The sequence below is a fragment of the Affinirhizobium straminoryzae genome, assembly GCF_007004135.1.
In the GTDB taxonomy this organism is placed as follows: Bacteria; Pseudomonadota; Alphaproteobacteria; order Rhizobiales; family Rhizobiaceae; genus Neorhizobium; species Neorhizobium straminoryzae.
In genome coordinates this window covers 12,652-34,132 of sequence record NZ_VJMG01000020.1, presented here as the reverse complement: position 1 = coordinate 34,132, position 21,481 = coordinate 12,652, and the positions used below count along the sequence as shown (strand labels likewise).

Sequence of the window (21,481 nt, the reverse complement as noted above, 5' to 3'; positions counted from 1 at the left end):
CTCCCATCAGTCATCGACGTTCCTCAAAACGAAAACACACAGGCCGACCGGGGGTCAGGTCTGCTGTTTCGAACCAGTTCTCCAGAGCGAATAGACAACGCCCGCTCCCAGAATGACGAAGGTAATACTCAGCGACCACTCTGGCGGAAACTTTTCCCAGCCCATGGCCCAGGCGATGAAAATCTTCGAGCCAATGAACACCAGAAGAACGGACAAAGCATATTTCAAATAGGCGAAACGATGCAGAATTGCGTCGAGTGCAAAGTAAAGTGCTCGCAGGCCGAGAATGGCAAATATGTTCGAGGTATAGACGATATACGGGTCGGTCGTGATGGTGAAGACCGCCGGTACCGAATCGACAGCGAAGACCAGATCAGCAATCTCGATCATGATCAATGCAAGCAGAAGCGGAGTGGCGTAGCGCCTCAATTTCCCGGTTGAGGGATCCTGTTTCCTGATCACGAACCGGTTGCCGTGAAGCTCATTCGTGACGTTCAAGTGGCGCTTCAGAAAACGGATTAGACCGTTCTCTTCGATTTTTTGTTCCTTGTCGGCCATGAACAACATTTTGATGCCGGTCAGGATCAGGAATACTGCAAAGATGTAGAGCACCCAATTGTACTGCTCCACGATCGTTGCACCTAGGCCGATCATGATGCCGCGAAGAATGATGACGCCAAGGATGCCCCAGAACAGGACGCGGTGCTGATACTCGCGCGGAATGGAAAAGAACGCGAAAATCATGGCGATGAGGAAGATGTTATCCATCGCCAACGTCTTTTCCACCACGAAGGCGGTCAGGTACTGAGCAGTCGCTTCAGAATCCATCTGCCAGTAGATGAAGCCGGCAAACAAAAAACCGAGAGACAGGTACATGACTGAAAGCTTCAGGCTCTCGGCAACACCGATCTCGTGGTCATCCTTATGCAGAACACCGAGATCAAATGCGAGGAGAGTCACAACCAGGCCCATGAAGACGAGCCACATCCAGAGCGGCTTCTCAAGGAAGAGGAAAGATAGAATTTCCAATTACGCGACTCCAGTTATATCTACTGCTTACGAGGAACTATTCGAAGTTGCATTCATGAATAGAGCTTCGAATAGATACATTTGTGAATTCAGCTTGTTTTACTGCCAAGGCAGGCATTTATAATTACCAATCCAAACCAATCGGATATATTGCCTATTATATGTATTGATACAAGGGTCTGACTTTGGGATTGGCATTCGCAGGTTCGAAAATTCAGCCAAAGACCTGATTCGATTGAATGATTTCTCACTCCCAGCGGATTTGGAAAGAATCTACTTAAATGCGGTTTTACGTTCGTAAGGCACGGACGCCTGCAATGGCTACCTTTTATCGATCAGGGCTGGCTCGGTTCGTCGGAACGGTTAAAAGGGGGGCTGTCGCAATTTTTTGGGTTTAACGGGATATTCACAAGGCTTCGGGAATACCGCTTCCGACGTAGTTGAGGATAGCTAAGTTTTTGATCACAAGTGCCGAAAAGCTGAAGCGCCAGCCGAAAGATGATTCCAAAGCGCGACATCTCGAGCCATGACTGATCCTACAGGCGGTGACCTGGCACCTGCGCTATCCACTGAGCTGTCGCGACCTTGAGGAAATTTTCGGCGAGCCTTGCCTCTAGGTGGACCACAGTACGCTTAGCCGATTTCTTGTCTCATGCGCCTGTCATCGCGAAAAGGTTGCGCCAGTTTCGCAGACCCGTCGTGGCTCAGCCAGGGTTGACGAGATCAACGTCAAAATTTGCGACAAGTGGCGATATCTGTACCGCGCCATGGGTAAGCACGGAAACCCCATTTACTTCCTGCTCATCGCAAAGTGCGATCTCGATACTTTAGAGCGTTCTCTCCGAAAGATCCTCGAGGACGAGCCCCTGTTGGCACCAGTAAAGATCGCCACAGACGGCGCCAACACCTTTCCGTCGGTAGTCATGATGTCAGTCGATGATGGGCAATTGCATCCGGAGCCGGTTCACTATGTTAACAAGCATCTGAAGCAACGGATCGAGAGCGACCATTTCCAAGTCAAGAAGAATTTGTCGAAAATAGGCGCATTCCAATCCTTCAAAGCCGCGCGTCCAACAATCGCCCGGTTAGAAGCAATGCCGTGGCTGCGGAAGAGCGTGACAATGCAACCGTGTGCTGGGTAGTCTCAGCCTTACAAGAGGCCGGCATCAAGCCCGTTCAAACGCTACCGCTATATCAGATGACGCACCTCACATAGGCAGTTTATATTAACTGTAAACGGAATCCTAAATCGCTCTTGAGAGCGGGAGATCCCGTCTCCTCCGGCCAAAGACCCACCACCATCGGATCTGCGTTACCAGAAGCGCAGTTTTACGCGATAGCAATTTATAAAAACAAACTTGACTGTTTGTTTTTTGCATGCAAACCATTGTGGCAATCAAAGCGGCATCGGGGGGTGCTGACTAAAAAAATGGCATCAAAAGCCGAGGGGATATCGTGAATTCAGACAAGAAGCGACCCGTCGGGACGCAACGCAAGCGCACGCAAAGTGAACGTTCAGGCGAAACGCGTCAGGCATTGTTCGATGCGACCATCAATCTCCTGTACGAGCAGGGTTTCAACAAGACGTCCACGCCGGAAATTGCACGCAAGGCCCGGGTCTCCCGGGGCGCGCTGACCCATCACTTTGCCGCCAAGGAAGATCTGGTGATCAGCGCCGTTGCCGATCATCTGACACAGGTCAACACCAAGCTTGCAGCCTTTGCCGATACCTACGGTCGCCGGGGTGGCTCGACCGACGAGATCGTCGACTATCTCTGGCAGATCATGTTCGACCGGCTGTTCTACGTCACCCTCGAATACCTGCCCGAGGCGCGCCACAACAAGGGCTTCCGTGACGGATTGATCCCGGTCGTTCACGAATTTCATGATCGTCTCGATGCGATCTGGACGGCGCTTGCCGACCATCGGCAGGCCGATCCCGTCAGCGTGCGTATCGTGATGAACGCGACCATGTGCCTGATCCGCGGAATGATTGCCCAGACCGTGCTGCGACCGGCGGATTCGACCTACTACGAAACGTTGCTGACATTCTGGAAACAGCAGGTCAGGGCCTATTTCGCGACAATTTCCAGGAATTCGGAGCCGCAGTCATGAAGCCACTCCTTCAGGTAAGGGACCTGCGGCGCAGCTTCTACGGCGTAAAGGTTCTAACCGGCGTCGACCTCGATGTCGTCGACGGTACCATCACGGGACTTATCGGTCCGAACGGGGCCGGCAAGTCGACCTTGTTCAACTGCATTTCCGGGCTCTACATGCCGGATAGCGGTTCGGTGATGTTTGATGGTGCCGACGTCACCCGCGCCAGAACGCAGGATCGCGTCGCGGCCGGTCTTGTCCGGACGTTCCAGCTCGCGCGCGGCTTCCCCAAGCTGACCGTGTTCCAGCATTTCATGCTGTATGGCCAAAACCATCCGGGTGAGGGCCTGTTGGCCAGCCTGACCGGCAGTGAGGCCGGACGACGCCACGAGGAACAGCTGGCAGAGGAGGCCCTGGCGATCGCTCGGCGGTTGCGGCTCACCCATGTGATCGACAATCCGGTGACCGCATTGTCTGGTGGCCAGAAGAAACTTGTCGAGATCGGCCGTGCGTTGATGGCCAAGCCGCGGCTGATCCTGCTCGACGAACCCATGGCCGGTGTCAACCCGACCCTGACCGCGGAAATCGCCGAGCATCTGAAATCGCTCAACGCAGACGGTGTGACGATCTGCCTGATCGAGCACGACATGAAACTGATCGGCAGCCTCTGCGATCCGGTCATCGTCATGGCCGAGGGCCGCAAGCTCACCCAAGGCAGCTTCGCCGAGGTCGTCGCCGACGGACGGGTGCAGGAAGCCTATCTCGGAGGAAGGCACTGATCATGTTGAAGGCTGAAGGTCTTGTGGCCGGTTATGGCGCCGCCGAGGAAATCCTGAAAGGCGCTTGGATCGACGTGGAAGCCGGTGAGATCGTCACGATCATCGGCCCGAATGGTGCAGGCAAATCGACCCTCCTCAAGGCGATTGCCGGTCTGGTGCCGCTGAAGGGCGGAACGGTCAAAATGAATGGCGCCGATGTAACCCGCCAGGATGCGCTGGGCCGTTCCAAGGCCGGTCTGGCTTTCGTCATGCAGGAAAAGAACGTGTTCGGCACGATGTCGGTGGCCGAAAACCTCGACATCGCCAGCTTCGGAAATTCTTCGGGCATGGCGGCCCGGCGTGAGGCGATCTATGCCCGCTACCCCGTTCTGGCCGAGAAACGCAAGGCGATGGCGCGCACGCTCTCCGGCGGCCAGCGACAACTTCTCGCCATGGGGATGGGCCTGATGACGGAACCGAAGCTGTTGCTGCTCGATGAGCCGACGGCGGGTCTGTCGCCGAAGGCGGCCGAGGAGCTTTTCATGGCGATCATAGAACTCAATCAGTCGGGTCTGCCTGTCCTCATGGTCGAACAGCACGCGCTCGAGGCGCTGGAAATTTCCACCCGCGGCTACGTCATCGTCACCGGTCGCAACGCGGCCACCGGCGGCGGCAAGGAACTGGCCGCCGACCCTGAGGTTCGCCGCCTGTTTCTGGGTGGTTGAGAATAAGGTCAGCAATCAATCAAAGAAGAGGGAACAACGCATGAGCAGCTTCACATTCAGTCGCCGCGGTTTCATGGGCGGCGTGGCCGGCCTCGCCGCAACTGGTCTGGTTCCGCACACCGTCATGGCGCAGGACAGCCCCATAAAGATCGGCGCCTTGACGCCGCTGACCGGTTCTGGCGGCCCCTATGGGCCCGTGATGGTCAAGGCCATCAAAGCGGTTGCCGGCGAGGTCAACAAGGCCGGCGGTGTTCTGGGACGCCAGATCGAGATCATCTCTGAAGACGACCAGACGAACCCGGAAGCCGGCGTCCGCGCCGCTCGCAAGCTGGTTGATGTCGACCGCGTATCCGCCATTCTCGGCACCTGGGCCTCGTCTGTCACGACTGCGGTCGCACCGATCTGCTGGGAATCCGGGACACTGCTGGCCACCGTTTCCGGTGCCGATGCCATCACGGCGCTGCCGCATCAGGGCTACATCATCCGGACCCAGCCGACGACCATCCTTCAGGGCCGCAAGTTCGGCGAATTCGCGGTCGAGCAGGGCGTCAAGAAGCTGTTTTTCTTCTCGCCGCAGACTCCGTTTGCAGAAAGCCAGTTCTCCAATATCACGAAGGCGGTGAAGGCTGCCGGCGGCGAAACGAAATCGCTGATTTACGACGACAAAAAGCCGTCCTATCGCAGCGAAGTCGATGAGATGCTCGCCTATGGTCCGGATGTCATCGTGCTGGGCGGCTATGCGACGGATACCGCGGTCCTGCTCAAGGATATCTTCCGTTCAGGATACGAAGGCAAAAAGATCGCCTTTGCCTATTCCGTCAATCAGAAGCTCATCGACAGCGTTCCCGCGGAGATCGTCGAAGGCATCTTCACGATTGCGCCGTCGCCCGCCGAATCCTCCAGCGCCTACAAGCGCCTGGTTTCGCTCATCGACGTCCAGAACCCCGACCCCTACACCACACAGGTCTACGATCAGGTCAATCTTGTGATCATGGCCATTGCCAAGGCCGGTGCCGCCGACGGCAAGTCGATCCGCGACGCGATCCGTTCGGTCTCTCAAGCCGAGGGCGGTGCCGTTGTCGACAATGCCGTCGAGGGTCTGAAGCTGATCGCCGCGGGCAAGCCGGTCAACTATCAGGGCGCGTCCGGTCCATGCGATTTCACGGCCTCCGGCGACATCTCCGACAGTCAGTTCCGGTACGAACAGGTCAACGGCGGCAAGCTCAAGCTCCTGAAGATCGCGTGAGGCATTGATGACGATCGTGGCGCAGGCAATACTGAACGGAATCATGACGGGAATGCTGATCGCCATTCCCGCCCTTGGCCTCACGGCGATCTTCGCCGTGCTGCGCTATGTCAATTTTGCCATAGGGGCCTATGCCACGGTCGGCGCTTTCGCAGCCTGGTATGTCAATACGAGGTTCGGGCTTGGGGTATTTCCGGCCGCGCTGGTCGCGTTTGTTGCCGGCGGCGTGGTCGGGCTGATTGCGGAGCAGACGGCGCTTGCCCGTCTGCGTCCATCCGGCGCGCTTGCCGTCGCGATCGCCTCGATCGCCGTGAATCTCATTCTCGAGAATGTGATACGGTTTATCTTCGGGAATGATCTTCAGGGTTTCGATTTGCCGATCGCCCGGGACTGGCGGTTTGCAGGCCTCCGGTTCGGGCCGCAACAACTGCAGACGGCAACGCTTGCTATCGTCATCATGGCGGTGGTCTTTCTGTTCCTCCGCTTTACCCGGTTTGGCAAGGCCATGCGGGCCGTTGCCGACAATCCCGATCTCGGCAGGCTTTTCGGCATGGATCCGGCCCGTATCGCGATGATCACCGTGGTGCTCGGGGCGGGTCTTGCGGGGGTTGGCGGCGTGCTGCTCGGACTCGATACCGCCATCGACCCGATGACCGGCTCACGCCTGTTGCTGTCGATTTTTGCAGCAGCGGTGCTGGGTGGGCTCGGTTCCATCCCCGGCGCCGTGCTTGGCGCGGTGATGATCGGCGTCGGCGAGGAACTGGCGGTGCTGGTTCTACCGGCCACCTACCGCTCGGCGGTTGGTTTTGCCACTATTCTCCTCATCCTGTCACTGCGTCCCGCGGGCATTCTGGGTGAAAGGAATACCTGATGCTGTCCTATCTTATCTTCACCCTGACACTCGGGGGCATCTACGCGCTCTTGGCGCTCAGCCTTAATCTGATCTGGGGCGGCGTCGGAATGGTCAATCTCGGCCTTGCCGGTTTCTTTGCCGTCGGTGCCTATGCCTCGGCGCTGGTGGCGCTGGCCGGCGTTCCGTTGCCGATTGCCATGCTGCTCGCCTGCCTGATCGGTGCCGCTGCAGGTCTCCTGGCCACGTTTGCGACCATTCGCCTGCGCGGTGACTATCTCGCCATCGTCACCCTCGGCTTTGCCGAGGTGGTGCGCATGGTGGCGCTCAATGAGCGATGGCTTACCCGCGGTTCGGATGGCGTATCGGGGATACCCGCGCCTTTTCGTGCCGAGCTTGGCGTGGACGGTTTCAACCTGCTCTACCTTGCGCTGGTCAGCGTCATAGTCCTCGGCGTGTTCCTGACGTTGCGCCGTCTCGATCTGTCGCCATTCGGGCGCGTGCTGAAGGCGATCCGCGAAGACCAGGAGCTCGCCACCTTCGCCGGCAAGTCGGTAACCCGCTTCAAGATGCAGACCTTTGCGCTGTCGGCCGCGATTGCCGGTCTGGCGGGCGCTCTTTACGGTCATTTCCAGACGTATATTTCGCCGGATCATTTCCAGCCGCTGATCACCATCTATATCTTCCTCGCGGTGACCGCGGGCGGCGTGGGCCGGCCCGTCGGGGCACTTGCCGGTGCCTATCTCGTCGTGTTCTTCCTGGAGGCGACCCGTTTTCTGGGTGAGCTCTTCACCGTGCTCGAGCCGGGGCAGGTGGCCGCAATCCGCGAAGTTCTCGTCGGTCTCGCGCTGCTCTGTGTTCTGCATCTGCGCCCGCAGGGCATCCTGCCCGAACGTATCGCCCCCGCACCGAAACCGGAGACCTCAGTGTGAAGGAACTTCTGTCGACGCTGAGCGCGACCGGCCAGCCCGCGACGCTCTATAAGGCACTCGAACAGGCCCTGTCGAAGGACATTGGCTTTGGCCTCTTCACCCTGCTTTATCGCGATGGGGATGAGGTGGCCCGCGTCTATTCCAGCAACGAGACCGCCTACCCGGTGTTCGGCCGTAAACGAATGGGGCCGACCCCGTGGGGCGAGAGGGTCATTGACCGGCAGGAAGCCTTTCTCGGGCCGGACCCGGCAGCCATTGTCTGGGCCTTCTACGATCACGAGCTGATTTTCAGCCTCGGACTCGGGGCCGTCATCAACATTCCCGTCGTCTATGATGGCGAGACCATCGGCACGATGAACCTGCTCGACAAAAGCGGCGCCTATACCGAGGTGCATCTTGCCAAGGCGGCTGCCTACGCGCCTTTGCTCATCCCTGCCTATCTTGAGGCGCGCCGCGCCTGAACACATTCCCAGGACACATTTTATGACAAACATTCTCTTCGAGAACGCCCGTATCGTTGACGGCACCGCCGATCGCCCGAGTGATCCAGTCAACGTGCTGATCGAGGGCAACACTATCCGTGATGTCGGCGCCTCGCTCTCCAGCGTCTCCGCCGAGCGCATCGATCTCTCCGGCAAGATCCTGATGCCGGGCCTGATTGACGCCCATGTCCATGTGGTCGCCTCGACGGCCGATCTTGGCCGCAACGGCCAGCTTCCGGATCCGCTCGTCACGGTGCGCGCCTTCAAGCTGATGGGGGAGATGCTCCATCGCGGCTTCACCACGGTTCGCGATGTCGGCGGTGCAACTTCCGGACTGGTTGCCGCTGCACTGGAAGCCTCCTGGCCGACGCCGCGTCTCAACATTTCCGGCAAGGCTTTGGCTCAGACAGGCGGCCATTGTGATTATCGCGGTCCCTACAACGACGATCCGGTGCGGCTCCGCAACTTACCGCTCGGCGCTCTGGGCCGTATCGTCGATGGTGTTCCGGATGTTCGCCGCGCCGCCCGTGAGGAGATCAAAAGCGGTGCCAACTTTATCAAGATCATGGCGAACGGCGGCGTATCCTCGCCGACCGACCCGATCCATTTTCTCGGCTTTTCCCGAGAGGAACTGCTGGCCGTTGTCGAGGAAGCGGAAAATGCCGGCACCTATGTCTCCGCGCATCTCTACACTGACCAGGCCATTCGCCGCGCGGTCGAATGCGGTGTGCATTCGCTCGAGCATTGCAACCTGATCGGCCCCGACACCGCGAAGCTTGCCGCAGCGAGGGGAGCTTTCGCCGTTCCAACGCTGGTCACCTATGACAAGCTTTCGAGCGAAGGGGAGGCCATGGGGCTACCCGCCGCATCGGTTGCCAAGGTTGATGATGTGCGCCTTGCGGGCATGGAATCGCTATCGATCATGCGAGAAGCCGGCCTGCAGATGGCGTATGGTAGTGACCTCTTGGGCGGCATGCATGTGCACCAGTCGGAAGAATTCGTTATCCGCGGCCGGGTTCTACCAGCCATGGAGGTAATCGCTTCCGCAACCTACGTCGCGGCGCGCCTGCTTAGGATGGAAGGCAAGATCGGCACGATCACCGCCGGTGCTTTCGCCGACCTGATCGTGATCGACGGCAATCCTCTAGAGGATCTGACGCTTCTTACACGTCAGGGCATGCACATGCCGATGATTATGAAAGACGGTGCCTTCATCAAACGCTGATCATCGGTCTTCATCATCAGTCCAGAATTGCGTCCCGCCTCTTGCCGGACGTGACAGGTTGGGTTCTGTAGTGTTGCCTCAGCACGACAGAACCATTCTTTCTACCCATTCTGTTGGTTGGTGGACCCGCGAGAGCAAATGCTCTTGCGTATGATCGGTGGAACAGCAGACACAAGGGCTGCCTTGGCAATACAGACGGTAGACTGTCAGTGCCTGAACACATACCTACTTGCCGCGGTAGGACACACATTCATTTTCCGATAGTATCCAACCCTTGCGCAGCATCTCCATCGATGATCAAGCCGTTGACTATCCCGCTGCGTAACAAGGCTCGAGCTGCGATTGCCTTTTCTTCACCGGCTATAAGAAGCACGACTTTTATCTTTCTAAGTTCGGCCATTCCGACTGCAATCGTTCGCTCACTCAAACTGTGACTGACCTCCTGGCCATTCGCATCGAAGAAAATCCCGTTGGTATCTCCAATCGCTCCGGCCTCCCGCAGGCTCTCAAGCTCTGCCTTGCTGATCATGCCTTGCAGCCTCAGCAGTGACCGTTCGGTCAACTCTCCAGCACTGATGAAGCAGACCGAAGCAGAATGAGCGATTTCCATAGCCCTCATCACCGAGCGCTGCGACATGAGTACCTTTCGGTCCTCGATACTGTCTGCAATGAAGGGAACGGGTAGAAAAAAACCTTCCCCGCCGGTGCGCCGTGCAAGGCTATGAACCACTTCGAACGGGTTGTAGGCATTGTTCGCCGTCAGTGAACCCATCATGGAGATGAAACGGGCGTGCGGGGCTCTCACACCTCCAAGTTGAAGCGTCATCTGTTCGATTGTACGTCCCCAACCTGTTCCCACGGTTATCTGATCCTGCTCGATCAACAGCTTCTTGAGATAATTGGCAGCAGCCACGCCAACGGCCCGGAACGCGATCTGCTGTCGAACTTCGGAACCAGTGTCTGATCCAGTGAAACCAAAAGCCGGTGTTGTAATGCAGAAATCCAGGCCAAAGCGTCGCTCCAGCTCTGTCTCTAGCGGCATGGTGCCTGCGCGCTGGTGATCGATCGAGATGCTGACCAAGCCCGTCTCCCGCGCCTCGGACAGCATCTTGTTCACACGGGCGCGCGTCAGCCCCAGCCGCGAGGCCGTCATCTCCTGGTTGAGGCCGCCGACATAGTAGTACCAGGCCACGCGCACCATCAGGTCGTCGTCATTCTCGCTCAAAATCCTTCCTCCCTGTGACAAATGTAATTGCAGTTGACAAATGTAACGATGTGAATATCACTAATGCCATTCGCGTAGGGAGCGCGAAAAATTGGGCGGGTCAATCTCATACCCGCGAGGAGGATCAGCAATGTCTATGTTTTTCCGGAGGACGGCATTCGCCGCCGCCGCAGGCCTTCTGTTGAGTTTTGTAAATGCCCAGGCCACCAACATCGCCTGGGTTCATTCCAACGCTGCCGCCCAATCGGAACAGCGGGTAAAGGCTGGCTTTGATGCCTGGCTCAAATCCACATCCAAGGACTGGAAGGTCAGCGTTCTTGATAGCGGTGGCTCTGGCGAGCGCACGGCATCCAACCTGCAGGATGCAGCGTCGCGCGGTGTCGATGCCATCATCATCACCATGGCTGATCTGCGCGCCTCGCGCGCGGCCATCGATGCAGCAGTCAAGGCGAAGATCCCGATCATTACGGTCGATAGCGGCTATGTGACCGGCGTTCTGGCCGATATCACCACCAACAACTGGGCCATGTCTGCCGACGTTTCGCCCTATCTGCTGAACGAGCTGGGCGGCAAGGGCAACATCATCTTCCTGCGCATGGCCGAACACCATGGCACCCGCAAGCGCGGTGATGTAATGGCGACGATCCTGAAGGAATATCCCGATGTGAAGGTGCTGGCCGAGCACAACATCAAGTACACGGCCTTCTTCGAAGATACGACGACAACCATGCAGGACTATGCATCGCGCTTCGGCGACAAGATCGATGCCGTCTGGGCCCCGTGGGATGAGCCGGCACAGGCTTCCATCAATGCGTTGAAGGCCGCTGGTCTCACCAAGGTCAAGGTCATCGGCATTGACGGACACCCGCAGGCCATTGCCGAAGTCTGCAAGCCGGATGGCATGTTGATTGCGACCGTTTCCCAGCCCTTCGAAAAGATGGGCGCGCAGGCGGGGCAGTGGATCGAGGATATCGTCGTCAAGAAGCAGGACGCAGCCAAGGTCATTCCTTCCAAGACAGTTTATCTGGATGCGCCGCTGGTGACCAAGCAGAACTGCAAAGACTTCCTGCCCAAGTAACACCTACGTCGTAACCAGGCGACCGGCTGGCCCGGCCGGTCGCACCCCTTTTGCCTCGTGTGCTTCATGCCGCTTGGCCCCGTTGAAACGGAGAAGATGGGATGTCGGTCAGGCTCTCCGGAATTACCATGCAATATCCCGGTACGCGGGCGCTGGATCATGTGGATGCCGATTTCACCTTTCATGAGGTGCACGGCCTGATCGGTGAAAACGGTGCGGGTAAAACCACCCTTGTCAGCATTCTCGGCGGCAGCAAGCAGCCGACGGAAGGCACGCTTTACATCAACGACGCAAAGGCAGAACTGACAAGCGCTGGCGATGCGCTTCGCAAGGGCATTGCGCATGTTTCCCAGGAAGGCAGCCTCGTCGCCAGCCTTTCCGGTGCACAAAACATTCTGCTGGGCGACGAGCCCCGCAACCGGCTCGGCATCATCGACAAGCGCCGTCTGGAAAAGCGGGCGGCGGACCTCATGGCCCACTGGTTTCCAGACGTATCTATCAATCTGTCCGAGCCGGTGGAATATCTGCCGATGGCGGACCAGAAGGTGATCGAGATTGTTCGTGCGCTGCGCGGCGACATCAAGCTTTTGATCCTTGATGAGCCAACGGCGACGCTTCCGGCCCGCGAAAAGGAAAACCTCTGGCGCATCATCCGCTCTCTGCCGAAGCGCGGCGTCGGTGTTGTGCTAATCAGTCACTTTCTCTCGGAAGTGAAAGCGCTGAGCGATCGCATCACCGTGCTGCGCGATGGGCGTCACATTACAACGCTTCCGGCACCAGAGGTTACAGAGGCGCAGCTGGTAGACCTGATGTTGCAGCGAAGCGGTCAGGCAACAAGCCAGCAGGCCATTCATGAACAGCGCCCTTTCGGCCCCGTGGTCCTGCAACTTTCCAGCTGGAAAGTTGGTGGTGTCGAGGTTGACGGTCTAATCCTTCGGGAAGGCGAAATCCTTGGCCTGATCGGGCTGACGGGAGCAGGGCATTTCGGATTTGCACGCTCACTCTACACGGGCGAAGGGTTCATTTCCGGCACAACGCTGTTTCGAGGCAAATCGGTTCCAAATCTCAGCGCGCGCATCATGAAGGCCAATGGCGTTGCCTTCATTCCCGACCAGCGCATGGAAAACTCGCTGATTGGCGATTGGGATGTGCGGGAAAACCTTGCCATGGTGCATCCGGCCCGCGGTGCGCTGGGTAAAACCGGCATTCTGTCTCCTGTCCGCGAAGAGACGCATGCCCGCAATGCCATGTCGCTCTTCAATGTGAAGGCGCATTCCTCCGCCCAGAAGATCAGGGATCTCAGCGGCGGCAACAAGCAGAAGGTTTCCATCGGCAAGTGGCTCTACGGCACGCCGGATCGCTACAACCTGATGATCTTCGTCGAGCCGACTGAAGGGGTGGATATCGGGGCGAAGCGCGAAATCCACCGCCATCTCAAACGAATGGCGTCAGAAGGGGCGGCTATCATCGTTGCCTCGTCGGATCTCATGGAAATCGCCGAGATTTCCGATCGTGTGATCCCCTTCGTTTCCAGCAGGGCAGGCCCCGAAATCGAAAGAGCCGCCTTCTCCGAATCCCGATTCATCGCAGCCATGGCAGGAGTGACATTATGAGCGCGCAGGCACGCCCAGCGGCAGAAATTCGTCCGCACGCTACAGACAAGGGCAAAAGCCAGTGGTTGCTGAAATACAGCACATTGATTGCCTTGGTCATCCTGTTCCTTGGCTTTGCCCTGACAGTGGACCGGTTTCTCACCACCTCCAACCTGCTGAACATCGTGCAGCAGATTTCCATGCTGACCATTGTCGGCGCTGGCCTGACCTTCGGCTTCGGCGCGAAGGAGATGGATCTCTCGGTCGGCTATACGGTGGGTTTGACTGGCATTCTGGTGCCACTGATGCTGATTTCCGGTGTGCCGCTGCCGCTGGCGCTTCTGGGTGGCACTGCCGCAGGCTTTGCCGTCGGTGCGGTCAATTCCATGCTGGTCACCTTGATCGGCATCCCATCGCTCATCGCGACACTTGCCACCGGCTCCATTCTTTACGGGCTGAACTTCATGACAACGGGTGGCCGCGCCATCTATGGCGGTCTGCCGGATACCTATCTCTGGCTCGGCCAGGGGCAGTTCCTCGGCATTCCGGTTCTTGCCTATGCCATGGTGCTGTTCGTGCTCCTGGCCTGGTTCCTGATGGAGCGCACCATTTTTGGCCGCTACATCTATGCGGTTGGCGGCAACCTGAAGGCTGCTGAACTTTCCGGGGTCAATGGCCGCTTTTACCGCTCGGCAGCGCTTGTGGTGTGCAGCCTGTTTGCCGCCGTTGCGGGCATGCTTCTCGCTGCACGTCTCGGCTCCGGCCAGCCGAACGCGGGCGAACGTTATCTGCTTGATGGGCTGGCCACCGTCTTCATCGGCATGACGATGATCCGGCCCGGAACTGCTACCGTCATCGGCACCTTCTTCGGCGCGCTGTTCATCGGCGTCATCAACAACGGCCTCAACCTCATCGGCATGGATACCTACATCCAGAGCATCGTGAAGGGCCTGATCATTCTCGTGGCCGTCGCCATCGTTTCCAGAACCACCAAGCTTCGGCTTCTGTGATCGCGATCCGGCCCAGTTTCTCTCGGAGTGCCCCCATGAACCTTCAACCCAATACCAATCTCAGCAGTCTCTACCGCACAATGCGGCGCATCCGCACCTTTGAGGAGCGCGTTGGCGAACTGTTTATTCGTGGCCAATCGGCTGGCTCCATGCTGCACCTCTCTATCGGCGAGGAATCGAGCGCGGCAGGCGTTTGCGCCGTCATGAAGCCGCAGGATACGTTCACCACCCACCATCGCGGCCATGGCATTTTCCTGGCGCGCGGCGCAGACCCCAAGCGCATGATGGCGGAAATCGGGGGCAAGGAAACCGGTTACTGCCATGGCAAAGGTGGCTCCATGCACATTGCCGATATGGCGCTCGGCCATCTGGGTGCCAACGCCATTGTCGGTGGCGGTATCCCCGCCGTGGTGGGCGCGGGGCTTTCCAGCAAACACCTGAAGCAGGATTCCGTATCCGTCGCCTTTTTCGGCGATGGGGCCATGCAGCAGGGCATTCTCTATGAGAGCATGAACATGGCAGCGCTGTGGGGCCTGCCGGTGCTCTTCGTGTGCATCAATAACCAGTATGGCATGGGAACGCGCATCGATCAGGCCACACGCAACACTGCGTTCGATCAGCGTGCCAAGGCGTTCGGCCTCAATGGCACCGTCGTCAACGGTCTGGATGTCGAGGAGGTGCAGGCCGCCGCCCGCTGGCTGATGGATGAGGCGCGCAATGGCAAGCCCGGCTTCCTGTCCGTGGAAGTCTACCGCTTCTTCGGTCACGCCCGCATGGACAAGAGCCCCTACCGCGAAGAGGCGGAGGAGATCGAGGGCCGCAAAAAGGATCCGGTTCTTTTTGCCCGCAAAAAGCTGATCGATACCGGTTTGGAAACTGAACCGGCGCTGGACGAGACGGACCGTGCGATTGCCGCTGAAATGGATGCCACGATCGACTTCACGGTCGAGTCCAAGGCGCCACAACTCAACACCATGTTCCGCGATGTCTATGCCGTGGGGGAACCGGAGCCGGAGCCCGTTCGCACTCGCATTGACCGCGTTCTAGCCAGGGAAGACATATAATGGCCGCGATGACCTACAGAGACGCCCTGCGTCAGGCGCTGGACGATGCCATGAACGAGGATCAAAGCATCGTCGTCATGGGTGAGGAAGTGGGGCGCTATGGCGGTGCCTATGGCGTTACCAAGGACCTGATCAAAACCCACGGGCCGGAGCGGCTGATCGATACGCCGATTTCCGAACCGGCCATTATCGGCGCAGCTGTCGGCGCTGCCATGACGGGTTTGAGGCCGGTTGCCGAACTCATGTATATCGACTTTCTCGGCATGACCATGGATCAGCTCGCCAATCAGGCGGCCAAGATCCGCTACATGTTCGGCGGACAGATCGGCGTTCCCATGGTGCTGAGGACGCAAGGCGGAACCGGACGCTCAGCCGGGGCGCAGCATTCGCAAAGTCTTGAAGGCTGGGTCATGCACACGCCGGGGCTTCGCCTTGCCATGCCTGCCACCGTGCAGGATGCCTATCACCTTCTGCGCCAGAGCCTGACCAAGCCGGACCCGGTGGTCTTCATCGAGCACAAGGCGCTTTATACCCGCAAGGAAGAGGTGGATCTGACCGCCGAACCGCTGCCCTGGGGCAAGGCTGCCGTTCGCCGCGAAGGCGGGGATCTGGTCATCGTGACCTATTCGAGGCAGGTGATCTATGCGCTGGAAGCGGCGGAAAAGCTGGCGGCCAAGGGTATTCAGGCCACTGTCATCGATCTGCGCACGCTGAACCCGCTGGATTTCGACACAGTGCGCCAGCATGTGGAGCGCGTCGGTAAGGCCATGGTGGTCAGCGAAGGGGTTATGACCTCAGGCGTGGCGGCAGAGCTTGCGGCGCGCATTTCCGAAGAATGCTTCGACTTTCTGGAGCAGCCGGTGGTGCGGGTGGCGGGCGAGGACATTCCGATCTCCGTTTCGCAGGAGCTGGAATCCGGCAGTGTGCCTTCCACATCGCTGATTGCAGAGGTTGCGGAGAAGATGCTGTCATGAGCGAGCGACTTCTCAAGATGCCGCGTCTTGGGGAAACCATGGACGAGGGCAAGATCGTCGGCTGGTTGATCAAGCCGGGAGACAGTTTCAGCCGTGGCGATCCGATTATCGAGATCGAGACAGACAAGACCGTGGCAGAATTTCCCGCACTGGGAAATGGCAAGCTGACGGAAATTCTGGTGGATCTGGATCAGACGATTGAAGTTGGAACGCCCATTGCCCGCGTGGAACTGGGCGAGGGGCCGGACTGGACCCGGGAAGAGGGCGATGAGCCCGCGCCGGAGCCAGTCGCTGCTGCCGGTGTGGAGGTGGATCTGCCCATGCCGCGCCTCGGTGAAACCATGGAGGAGGGGCGTCTTTCCAAATGGTTGAAGCAACCGGGAGAGCGCTTCACGCGTGGCGAGGCCATCGTTGAAATCGAGACGGACAAGACGCTGGCCGAATTTCCAGCCTTGAACGATGGCGTGCTGGTTAGCGTTTTGCGCCACGAAGAAGAGATGGTGACGGTGGGCGAACCGATTGCCCGCATTCTTGTGCGAGAGGCCGATGCGCAGGGCGAAACAGCGGAAGCCAAACCCGCCCCGCAAGCTGCTTCGTCGCAGCCCGCGACAGCCACACCTGCCCCACCGCGCAACACATCTGGCTCTGAGAAACCGAGGGCAACGCCGCTGGCGCGCCGTCTCGCCCGCCAGCGTGGAATCGATTTGCAAGGCATCACCGGCACGGGCAGGCGCGGGCGCATCGAGAAGCATGATGTACTTGGGTTGGAGCGAAATGCGCAGGTTGCCCCAATCGCAGCGTCAGCCAGGGAGGGCGTGCAGTTTCTTTCGCTGAAATCCGGGCGTCTTGCCTATTTGGATGGTGGCGGACAGGACGAAACCTATGTTCTGCTGCACGGCTTTTCTGGAGACAGAACCACCTGGGCGGCAACCATTTCCGCCCTGCAAAGGGCAGGTAGGCGCGTGATTGCGGTGGATCTGCCGGGTCATGGCCTGACGGAAATCGAGGCGAAGTCTGCCGAAGACCTGTCTCGCGATCTGCCGGAATTTATACAGGCGCTGCAAGTCAAGCGGCTTCATCTTGTTGCGCATTCTCTGGGAGCCGTGGCTGCGGTTGATCTGGCGCTGTCAAAGCCGGAAAGCATTGCTTCCCTGACCCTTATCGCACCTGCGGGTCTGGGCAGCGAGATCGATGGTGATTTCATCCGCGGCATGGCGGCTGTCGGTTCCAAGGGGGAGCTATCGCATCTTCTGCGCAGGCTCTCGGTCAATGATGTTGCGTTGTCGGATGCCGCCTTGGAAACCTTGAACCAGCAACTCGGTCAAGGGCGTCTCAAGGCTCTCGCTGAGGCTATCAACGGTGCGTCCGGCCAGCGTGTGGATATCATCGGCGCCCTGCAAAAGCTTGCAACTTCAATCCCCGTCAAAGTCATTTTCGGTCTTGAGGATCGCATCACCCCGTGGAGCCAGGTCAAGGCGCTACCGCCGCGTGTCGCCATCCATCTTCTCTCGCGTTCAGGCCATATGCCACAGTGGGATCAGCCGCGTGACGTTCAGGACATCCTGCTTTCGTCCACAAGGACAGGAGGTGGATTGTGACGCGGTAAGCGCAAGGCGCATAGCAAATTTCAGACTTGGCACCCGGGAGGAACAAGGGTGCGGGAGGAGATGATGGGTTACTTTCTGACTGCTGACGGCGGCACCGAAAGCCTGCGGGCGCGTGTCTATGATTTGACGGGCACCTGCCTTGGCAGCGTCGCCGTGCCCTACGAAACCAGATTTTCGGCCGGAGCCCGGGCCGAGCAGGACCCGGAAGACTGGTGGAAGGCTTTCGTGCAGGCTTCCAAGGGTGCGATTGCTGAGGCGCGGGTTTCACCTTCCGACATTGAGGCCATTACGCTGGCGACAACCAGCTGCACCGTCGTGGCGTTGGATGAAAACGGAAAGGCATTGCGCCCCGCCATCATCTGGATGGATGTGCGGGCCAACCGCGAAGCCGATGCGGTTCTGGCAACCGGCGATCCGGCGCTGATCCTGAATGGCGGCGGGCGTGGTCCGGTTTCCGCGGAATGGATGATCCCCAAGGCGTTATGGATTGCCCGCAACGAACCGGAAATCTTCGAAAAGGCCCATACGATCTGTGAATATCAGGACTTCATGACCCTGAGGCTGACGGGTGAGCGGGCCGCCAGCCTGAATAATGTGACGCTGCGCTGGCATTATCAGGTGGAACACGGCGGCTGGGCGAAGTCGCTGGTGGAAAGCCTTGGACTTTCGGCGTTGCTGGAAAAATGGCCGCAGCGCGTGGTGCCGCCGGGCGGTGTGATTGCCAATCTGAGCGCCAAGGCTGCGCAGGAACTCGGCCTTTCCCCCTCCGTCAAAGTGGTGCAGGGCGGGGCGGATGCCTTGATCGGCATGATCGGACTTGGCGTGGCAAAGCCGGGGCAGCTGGCATTGATCACCGGCTCGTCTCACCTTCAGTTCGGCGTGACGGAACAGGCGGTGTATGCTCCCGGTATCTGGGGCACTTATCGCGATTGCGTCTATCCCAACCGCCATATCGTGGAGGGCGGACAGACCTCGACCGGTTCCATCATCGCCTGGCTCGGTCGTTTGATGAACGGCACCATGGATCTGGCGGAACTCAACCGAAAGGCCGCCGAACTGGAGCCGGGATGCGATGGCCTGATCGTGCAGGATCATTTTCAGGGCAATCGCACGCCCTATACAGATCCGCTGTCACGCGGTGCCATTATCGGGCTGACGCTTGCGCATGAGCCGCACCACATTTTTCGTGCCATCATGGAGGGCATCGGTTTCGGCACCCGCGCCATTTTGGACGCCATGGCAACTGCCGGTTATCGCGGCACGGAAATCACGGTTGGCGGCGGTGCGGGCGCATCGGATCTCTGGCTGCAAATCCACGCGGATACGGCGGGTCTGCCGGTTTGCGTTCCCGCTTCGCGCGATGCGCCCTCCGTCGGGGCGGCGGTTCTTGCCGCGCATGGAGCGGGGCACTTCAGCTCCATTGATGACGGCATTGCGACGATGGTTCGTCCGGGAAGACGCATCGAGCCACGCACCCGCGAGATGGCGCTCTATAACGACATCTACCAGCGTTATCTGGCACTCTATCCCGCACTGAAGAGCGTCGCGACTGCGGGAGCGCAAGCATGAGCGACGCGGATTTCCGGCTGGATGGCAAGACGGCGCTGATAACGGGAGCGGCGAGGGGCATAGGCCTTGCTGTTGCCCGGCGGCTTGCCGAGGCGGGAGCTGCGGTCATTCTGGCCGATCGTGATACGAGTGAAGGCAAAGGCGCTGCGGGCGAGCTTCGCGAACGAGGCTTCTCCGCGCCTTTCATGACCCTTGATGTCACCCAACGGGTGAGTGTCGAGACGGTGGCAGGTCAGCTGGAAAGCGAGGGCATTGCCCTTGATGTTCTCGTCAACAATGCAGGCATCGTTCGCAATGCGCCCGCTTCGGACATGAGCGTCGAGGACTGGCAGCAGGTGATCGATATCGATCTCACCGGCGTGTTCCATTGCGCGCAGGTGTTTGGCCGACGCATGGTTCAGGCAGGCAGAGGATCAATCATCAACATCACGTCGATGTGCGGCGAAATCGTCGTGCAGCCGCAGCCGCAGATTTCCTACAATGCGGCCAAGGCGGGTGCCAACCTTCTGACGAAATCGCTGGCGGTGGAATGGGCAAGATCGGGCGTGCGCGTCAATGCCGTGGCCCCCGGTTATACCGCGACAGAACTCACCTTGCGTGGTCGCAGCAATCCGGAATGGTTTGCCGCCTGGATGGCGGGCACGCCCATGGGGCGGCTGGGCGAGCCAAGCGAAATTGCCAATGCCGTTCTCTTCCTTGCCTCACCTGCTTCGAGCTTCATCACCGGCACTGTGTTGACGGTGGATGGTGGCTATACCGCACTCTAAATCAGGATCATCACGATGACAGCAACCAGCAGAACCGTTCTGGTGACAGGCGCAAGCCGTGGCATCGGGCGTGCAATCGCCCTTGGGTTTGCCAAGCGCGGCTATGACGTTGCGCTGAACGATATCGAGCGTCAAAGCGAAGCGCTAGGGGATGTCGCCAGAGAGATCAAAGCGCTTGGCCAGCGTGCCGTCATCGCGCTGGCCGATGTCAGCGGCAAGGCGGATGTGCAAGCCATGGTCGCCAAGGTGGAAACCGCCTTCGGGCATATCGATGCCATCGTCAACAATGCGGGCATCCTGATTTCCGGCAGTGTTGAGGCGCTGAAGGAAGAATATTGGGATAGCGTTCTTGATGTAAACGCCAAGGGCACTTTCCTTGTCATTCAGGCAGCCTTGCCCGGAATGAAGGCGCGTGGCTATGGCCGCATCGTCAACATTGCCTCCATCGGCGGCAAACACGGCGCGCCGGAACAGGCGCATTACTCCGCCTCCAAGGCAGCCGTCATGGGCTTCACTCGCGTGCTGGCGCAGGAAGTCGGCGTGGATGGCATCACTGCCAACTGCGTGTGCCCCGGCATCATCCTCACCGATATGGGCCGTGTGAACCTTGATGATCCCGAGATCCGCAAGTCCTGGCAGGACAAGACAGCGCTCCGGCGTATCGGTGACCCCGAAGATGTCGTTGGCGCGGTAGCGTTTCTGGCCTCGGATGAAGCAGCGTTCATCACTGGACAGACACTCAATGTGGATGGCGGCATTGTCCTCAGCTAAGCGACTAGAAATCGGCTCCGATCTGATTTCTTTTCAAAAGCGATAGGCTAGAGACGGCTCAGTCCTGAACAGCATCGCTCTGGATTGAGACGCTCGATGTGATTGGACACATTCGATTTTGCATCGCCTTTGGTTCTGTGAGCCTTGTGAGCTGTCCCTATTGCCTCGAGTAGCGAGAAGACGCTTCAATCGCGTGGCTACCGCAGATACTGCAGGCATCCGCACGCAGCAGCTTAGTTCCGACGAAGGGGAGGTATGGGACTAAAACATGTTCATCAATCACAATGGAGATTTGACTGACCTAAGATATCTCCAATGTTTGGGGCGGCGAGACGAAAAACTGCTCCCTGTCTAGTACTATAATGACGGAAGCGATCGCGAAAGTTACATCGCAGCCTCAATAATCGCCTTGCATACCTGACCCTTCAACCAGCCGATCTACAAGGTCTGATAGTCAATCTCTTCAATTGAGCTTTGTCG

19 protein-coding genes and 1 pseudogene are annotated in these 21,481 nt (G+C 58.8%); 18 read left to right on the top strand and 2 right to left on the bottom strand.

Features of this window, described 5'->3' with window-relative positions:
• Window positions 1-54: 54 nt before the first annotated feature.
• A complete protein-coding gene (locus FNA46_RS08850) occupies window positions 55-987 on the bottom strand; it encodes a TerC family protein (RefSeq protein ID WP_210245867.1) in 933 nt (310 codons plus the stop codon).
• A gap of 500 nt (window positions 988-1,487) precedes the next feature.
• On the opposite strand from FNA46_RS08850, the pseudogene FNA46_RS08845 reads away from it, so the two are divergent.
• The 9 genes and pseudogenes from FNA46_RS08845 to FNA46_RS08805 form a co-directional block, all read left to right on the top strand.
• Window positions 1,488-2,141 (top strand): annotated as a pseudogene (locus tag FNA46_RS08845) (IS6 family transposase); the annotation flags it as partial.
• A gap of 343 nt (window positions 2,142-2,484) precedes the next feature.
• A complete protein-coding gene (locus FNA46_RS08840; protein WP_143124829.1) occupies window positions 2,485-3,144 on the top strand; it encodes a TetR/AcrR family transcriptional regulator in 660 nt (219 codons plus the stop codon).
• The gene (locus tag FNA46_RS08835; RefSeq protein ID WP_143124828.1) at window positions 3,141-3,905 is read left to right on the top strand and encodes an ABC transporter ATP-binding protein; all 765 of its coding nucleotides are present in this window, start codon (window positions 3,141-3,143) and stop codon (window positions 3,903-3,905) included. The genes FNA46_RS08840 and FNA46_RS08835 overlap by 4 nt, the downstream gene beginning before the upstream one ends.
• A gap of 2 nt (window positions 3,906-3,907) precedes the next feature.
• A complete protein-coding gene (locus FNA46_RS08830; RefSeq protein ID WP_143124827.1) occupies window positions 3,908-4,609 on the top strand; it encodes an ABC transporter ATP-binding protein in 702 nt (233 codons plus the stop codon).
• Between the two features lie 40 nt (window positions 4,610-4,649).
• Window positions 4,650-5,855, top strand: a complete 1,206-nt coding sequence (locus FNA46_RS08825; protein WP_143124826.1) for an ABC transporter substrate-binding protein — start codon at window positions 4,650-4,652, stop codon at window positions 5,853-5,855.
• A gap of 7 nt (window positions 5,856-5,862) precedes the next feature.
• Complete coding sequence (locus FNA46_RS08820; protein ID WP_143124825.1) at window positions 5,863-6,726, top strand: branched-chain amino acid ABC transporter permease; 864 nt, start codon at window positions 5,863-5,865, stop codon at window positions 6,724-6,726.
• Entirely contained in the window at window positions 6,726-7,637 is a 912-nt protein-coding gene (locus FNA46_RS08815) for a branched-chain amino acid ABC transporter permease (protein WP_143124824.1), read from the top strand. The genes FNA46_RS08820 and FNA46_RS08815 overlap by 1 nt, the downstream gene beginning before the upstream one ends.
• Entirely contained in the window at window positions 7,634-8,098 is a 465-nt protein-coding gene (locus FNA46_RS08810) for a GAF domain-containing protein (protein WP_143124823.1), read from the top strand. Before FNA46_RS08815 ends, FNA46_RS08810 begins: the two co-directional genes overlap by 4 nt.
• 22 nt (window positions 8,099-8,120) lie before the next feature.
• The gene (locus tag FNA46_RS08805) at window positions 8,121-9,344 is read left to right on the top strand and encodes a metal-dependent hydrolase family protein (protein ID WP_143124822.1); all 1,224 of its coding nucleotides are present in this window, start codon (window positions 8,121-8,123) and stop codon (window positions 9,342-9,344) included.
• 250 nt (window positions 9,345-9,594) lie between these two features.
• On the opposite strand, the gene FNA46_RS08800 is transcribed toward FNA46_RS08805, so the two are convergent.
• On the bottom strand, window positions 9,595-10,569 hold the full coding sequence (locus tag FNA46_RS08800; protein WP_143124821.1) for a sugar-binding transcriptional regulator: 975 nt from the start codon (window positions 10,567-10,569) through the stop codon (window positions 9,595-9,597).
• 181 nt (window positions 10,570-10,750) lie between these two features.
• Here FNA46_RS08800 and FNA46_RS08795 point away from each other — a divergent pair, with 181 nt between their 5' ends.
• The 9 genes from FNA46_RS08795 (at window position 10,751) to FNA46_RS08755 (ending at window position 21,001) form a co-directional block, all read left to right on the top strand.
• Window positions 10,751-11,647, top strand: a complete 897-nt coding sequence (locus FNA46_RS08795) for a sugar ABC transporter substrate-binding protein (protein ID WP_246102965.1) — start codon at window positions 10,751-10,753, stop codon at window positions 11,645-11,647.
• A 101-nt stretch (window positions 11,648-11,748) separates the two neighbouring features.
• A complete protein-coding gene (locus FNA46_RS08790) occupies window positions 11,749-13,260 on the top strand; it encodes a sugar ABC transporter ATP-binding protein (RefSeq protein WP_143124819.1) in 1,512 nt (503 codons plus the stop codon).
• Entirely contained in the window at window positions 13,257-14,249 is a 993-nt protein-coding gene (locus FNA46_RS08785; RefSeq protein WP_143124818.1) for an ABC transporter permease, read from the top strand. Before FNA46_RS08790 ends, FNA46_RS08785 begins: the two co-directional genes overlap by 4 nt.
• 35 nt (window positions 14,250-14,284) lie before the next feature.
• Window positions 14,285-15,313 carry a thiamine pyrophosphate-dependent dehydrogenase E1 component subunit alpha gene (locus tag FNA46_RS08780; protein WP_143124817.1) on the top strand — a complete coding sequence of 343 codons (1,029 nt, stop codon included), beginning with the start codon at window positions 14,285-14,287 and terminating at the stop codon, window positions 15,311-15,313.
• On the top strand, window positions 15,313-16,287 hold the full coding sequence (locus FNA46_RS08775; RefSeq protein WP_185969779.1) for an alpha-ketoacid dehydrogenase subunit beta: 975 nt from the start codon (window positions 15,313-15,315) through the stop codon (window positions 16,285-16,287). The genes FNA46_RS08780 and FNA46_RS08775 overlap by 1 nt, the downstream gene beginning before the upstream one ends.
• Window positions 16,284-17,885, top strand: a complete 1,602-nt coding sequence (locus FNA46_RS08770; protein WP_143124815.1) for an acetoin dehydrogenase dihydrolipoyllysine-residue acetyltransferase subunit — start codon at window positions 16,284-16,286, stop codon at window positions 17,883-17,885. The genes FNA46_RS08775 and FNA46_RS08770 overlap by 4 nt, the downstream gene beginning before the upstream one ends.
• Window positions 17,886-17,957: 72 nt before the next feature.
• Window positions 17,958-19,463, top strand: a complete 1,506-nt coding sequence (locus tag FNA46_RS08765; RefSeq protein ID WP_143124814.1) for an FGGY-family carbohydrate kinase — start codon at window positions 17,958-17,960, stop codon at window positions 19,461-19,463.
• Window positions 19,460-20,230 (top strand): SDR family NAD(P)-dependent oxidoreductase, encoded by a 771-nt coding sequence (locus tag FNA46_RS08760; protein ID WP_143124813.1) that lies wholly within the window; start codon window positions 19,460-19,462, stop codon window positions 20,228-20,230. Before FNA46_RS08765 ends, FNA46_RS08760 begins: the two co-directional genes overlap by 4 nt.
• A gap of 15 nt (window positions 20,231-20,245) precedes the next feature.
• Window positions 20,246-21,001: an SDR family NAD(P)-dependent oxidoreductase gene (locus FNA46_RS08755; protein WP_143124812.1), complete on the top strand. Its 756-nt coding sequence runs from the start codon at window positions 20,246-20,248 to the stop codon at window positions 20,999-21,001.
• Window positions 21,002-21,481: the final 480 nt, after the last annotated feature.

Excerpts from the sequence above, each read along its gene's own strand:
- FNA46_RS08825 (WP_143124826.1), top strand. The coding sequence starts at position 4,650 with ATGAGCAGCTTCACATTCAGTCGCCGCGGTTTCATGGGCGGCGTGGCC.
- FNA46_RS08835 (WP_143124828.1), top strand. The coding sequence starts at position 3,141 with ATGAAGCCACTCCTTCAGGTAAGGGACCTGCGGCGCAGCTTCTACGGC.
- FNA46_RS08760 (WP_143124813.1), top strand. The coding sequence starts at position 19,460 with ATGAGCGACGCGGATTTCCGGCTGGATGGCAAGACGGCGCTGATAACG.
- FNA46_RS08755 (WP_143124812.1), top strand. The coding sequence starts at position 20,246 with ATGACAGCAACCAGCAGAACCGTTCTGGTGACAGGCGCAAGCCGTGGC.
- FNA46_RS08765 (WP_143124814.1), top strand. The coding sequence starts at position 17,958 with ATGGGTTACTTTCTGACTGCTGACGGCGGCACCGAAAGCCTGCGGGCG.
- FNA46_RS08850 (WP_210245867.1), bottom strand. The coding sequence starts at position 987 with ATGTGGCTCGTCTTCATGGGCCTGGTTGTGACTCTCCTCGCATTTGAT.
- FNA46_RS08785 (WP_143124818.1), top strand. The coding sequence starts at position 13,257 with ATGAGCGCGCAGGCACGCCCAGCGGCAGAAATTCGTCCGCACGCTACA.
- FNA46_RS08790 (WP_143124819.1), top strand. The coding sequence starts at position 11,749 with ATGTCGGTCAGGCTCTCCGGAATTACCATGCAATATCCCGGTACGCGG.
- FNA46_RS08815 (WP_143124824.1), top strand. The coding sequence starts at position 6,726 with ATGCTGTCCTATCTTATCTTCACCCTGACACTCGGGGGCATCTACGCG.
- FNA46_RS08770 (WP_143124815.1), top strand. The coding sequence starts at position 16,284 with ATGAGCGAGCGACTTCTCAAGATGCCGCGTCTTGGGGAAACCATGGAC.
- FNA46_RS08805 (WP_143124822.1), top strand. The coding sequence starts at position 8,121 with ATGACAAACATTCTCTTCGAGAACGCCCGTATCGTTGACGGCACCGCC.
- FNA46_RS08820 (WP_143124825.1), top strand. The coding sequence starts at position 5,863 with ATGACGATCGTGGCGCAGGCAATACTGAACGGAATCATGACGGGAATG.
- FNA46_RS08830 (WP_143124827.1), top strand. The coding sequence starts at position 3,908 with ATGTTGAAGGCTGAAGGTCTTGTGGCCGGTTATGGCGCCGCCGAGGAA.
- FNA46_RS08780 (WP_143124817.1), top strand. The coding sequence starts at position 14,285 with ATGAACCTTCAACCCAATACCAATCTCAGCAGTCTCTACCGCACAATG.
- FNA46_RS08775 (WP_185969779.1), top strand. The coding sequence starts at position 15,313 with ATGGCCGCGATGACCTACAGAGACGCCCTGCGTCAGGCGCTGGACGAT.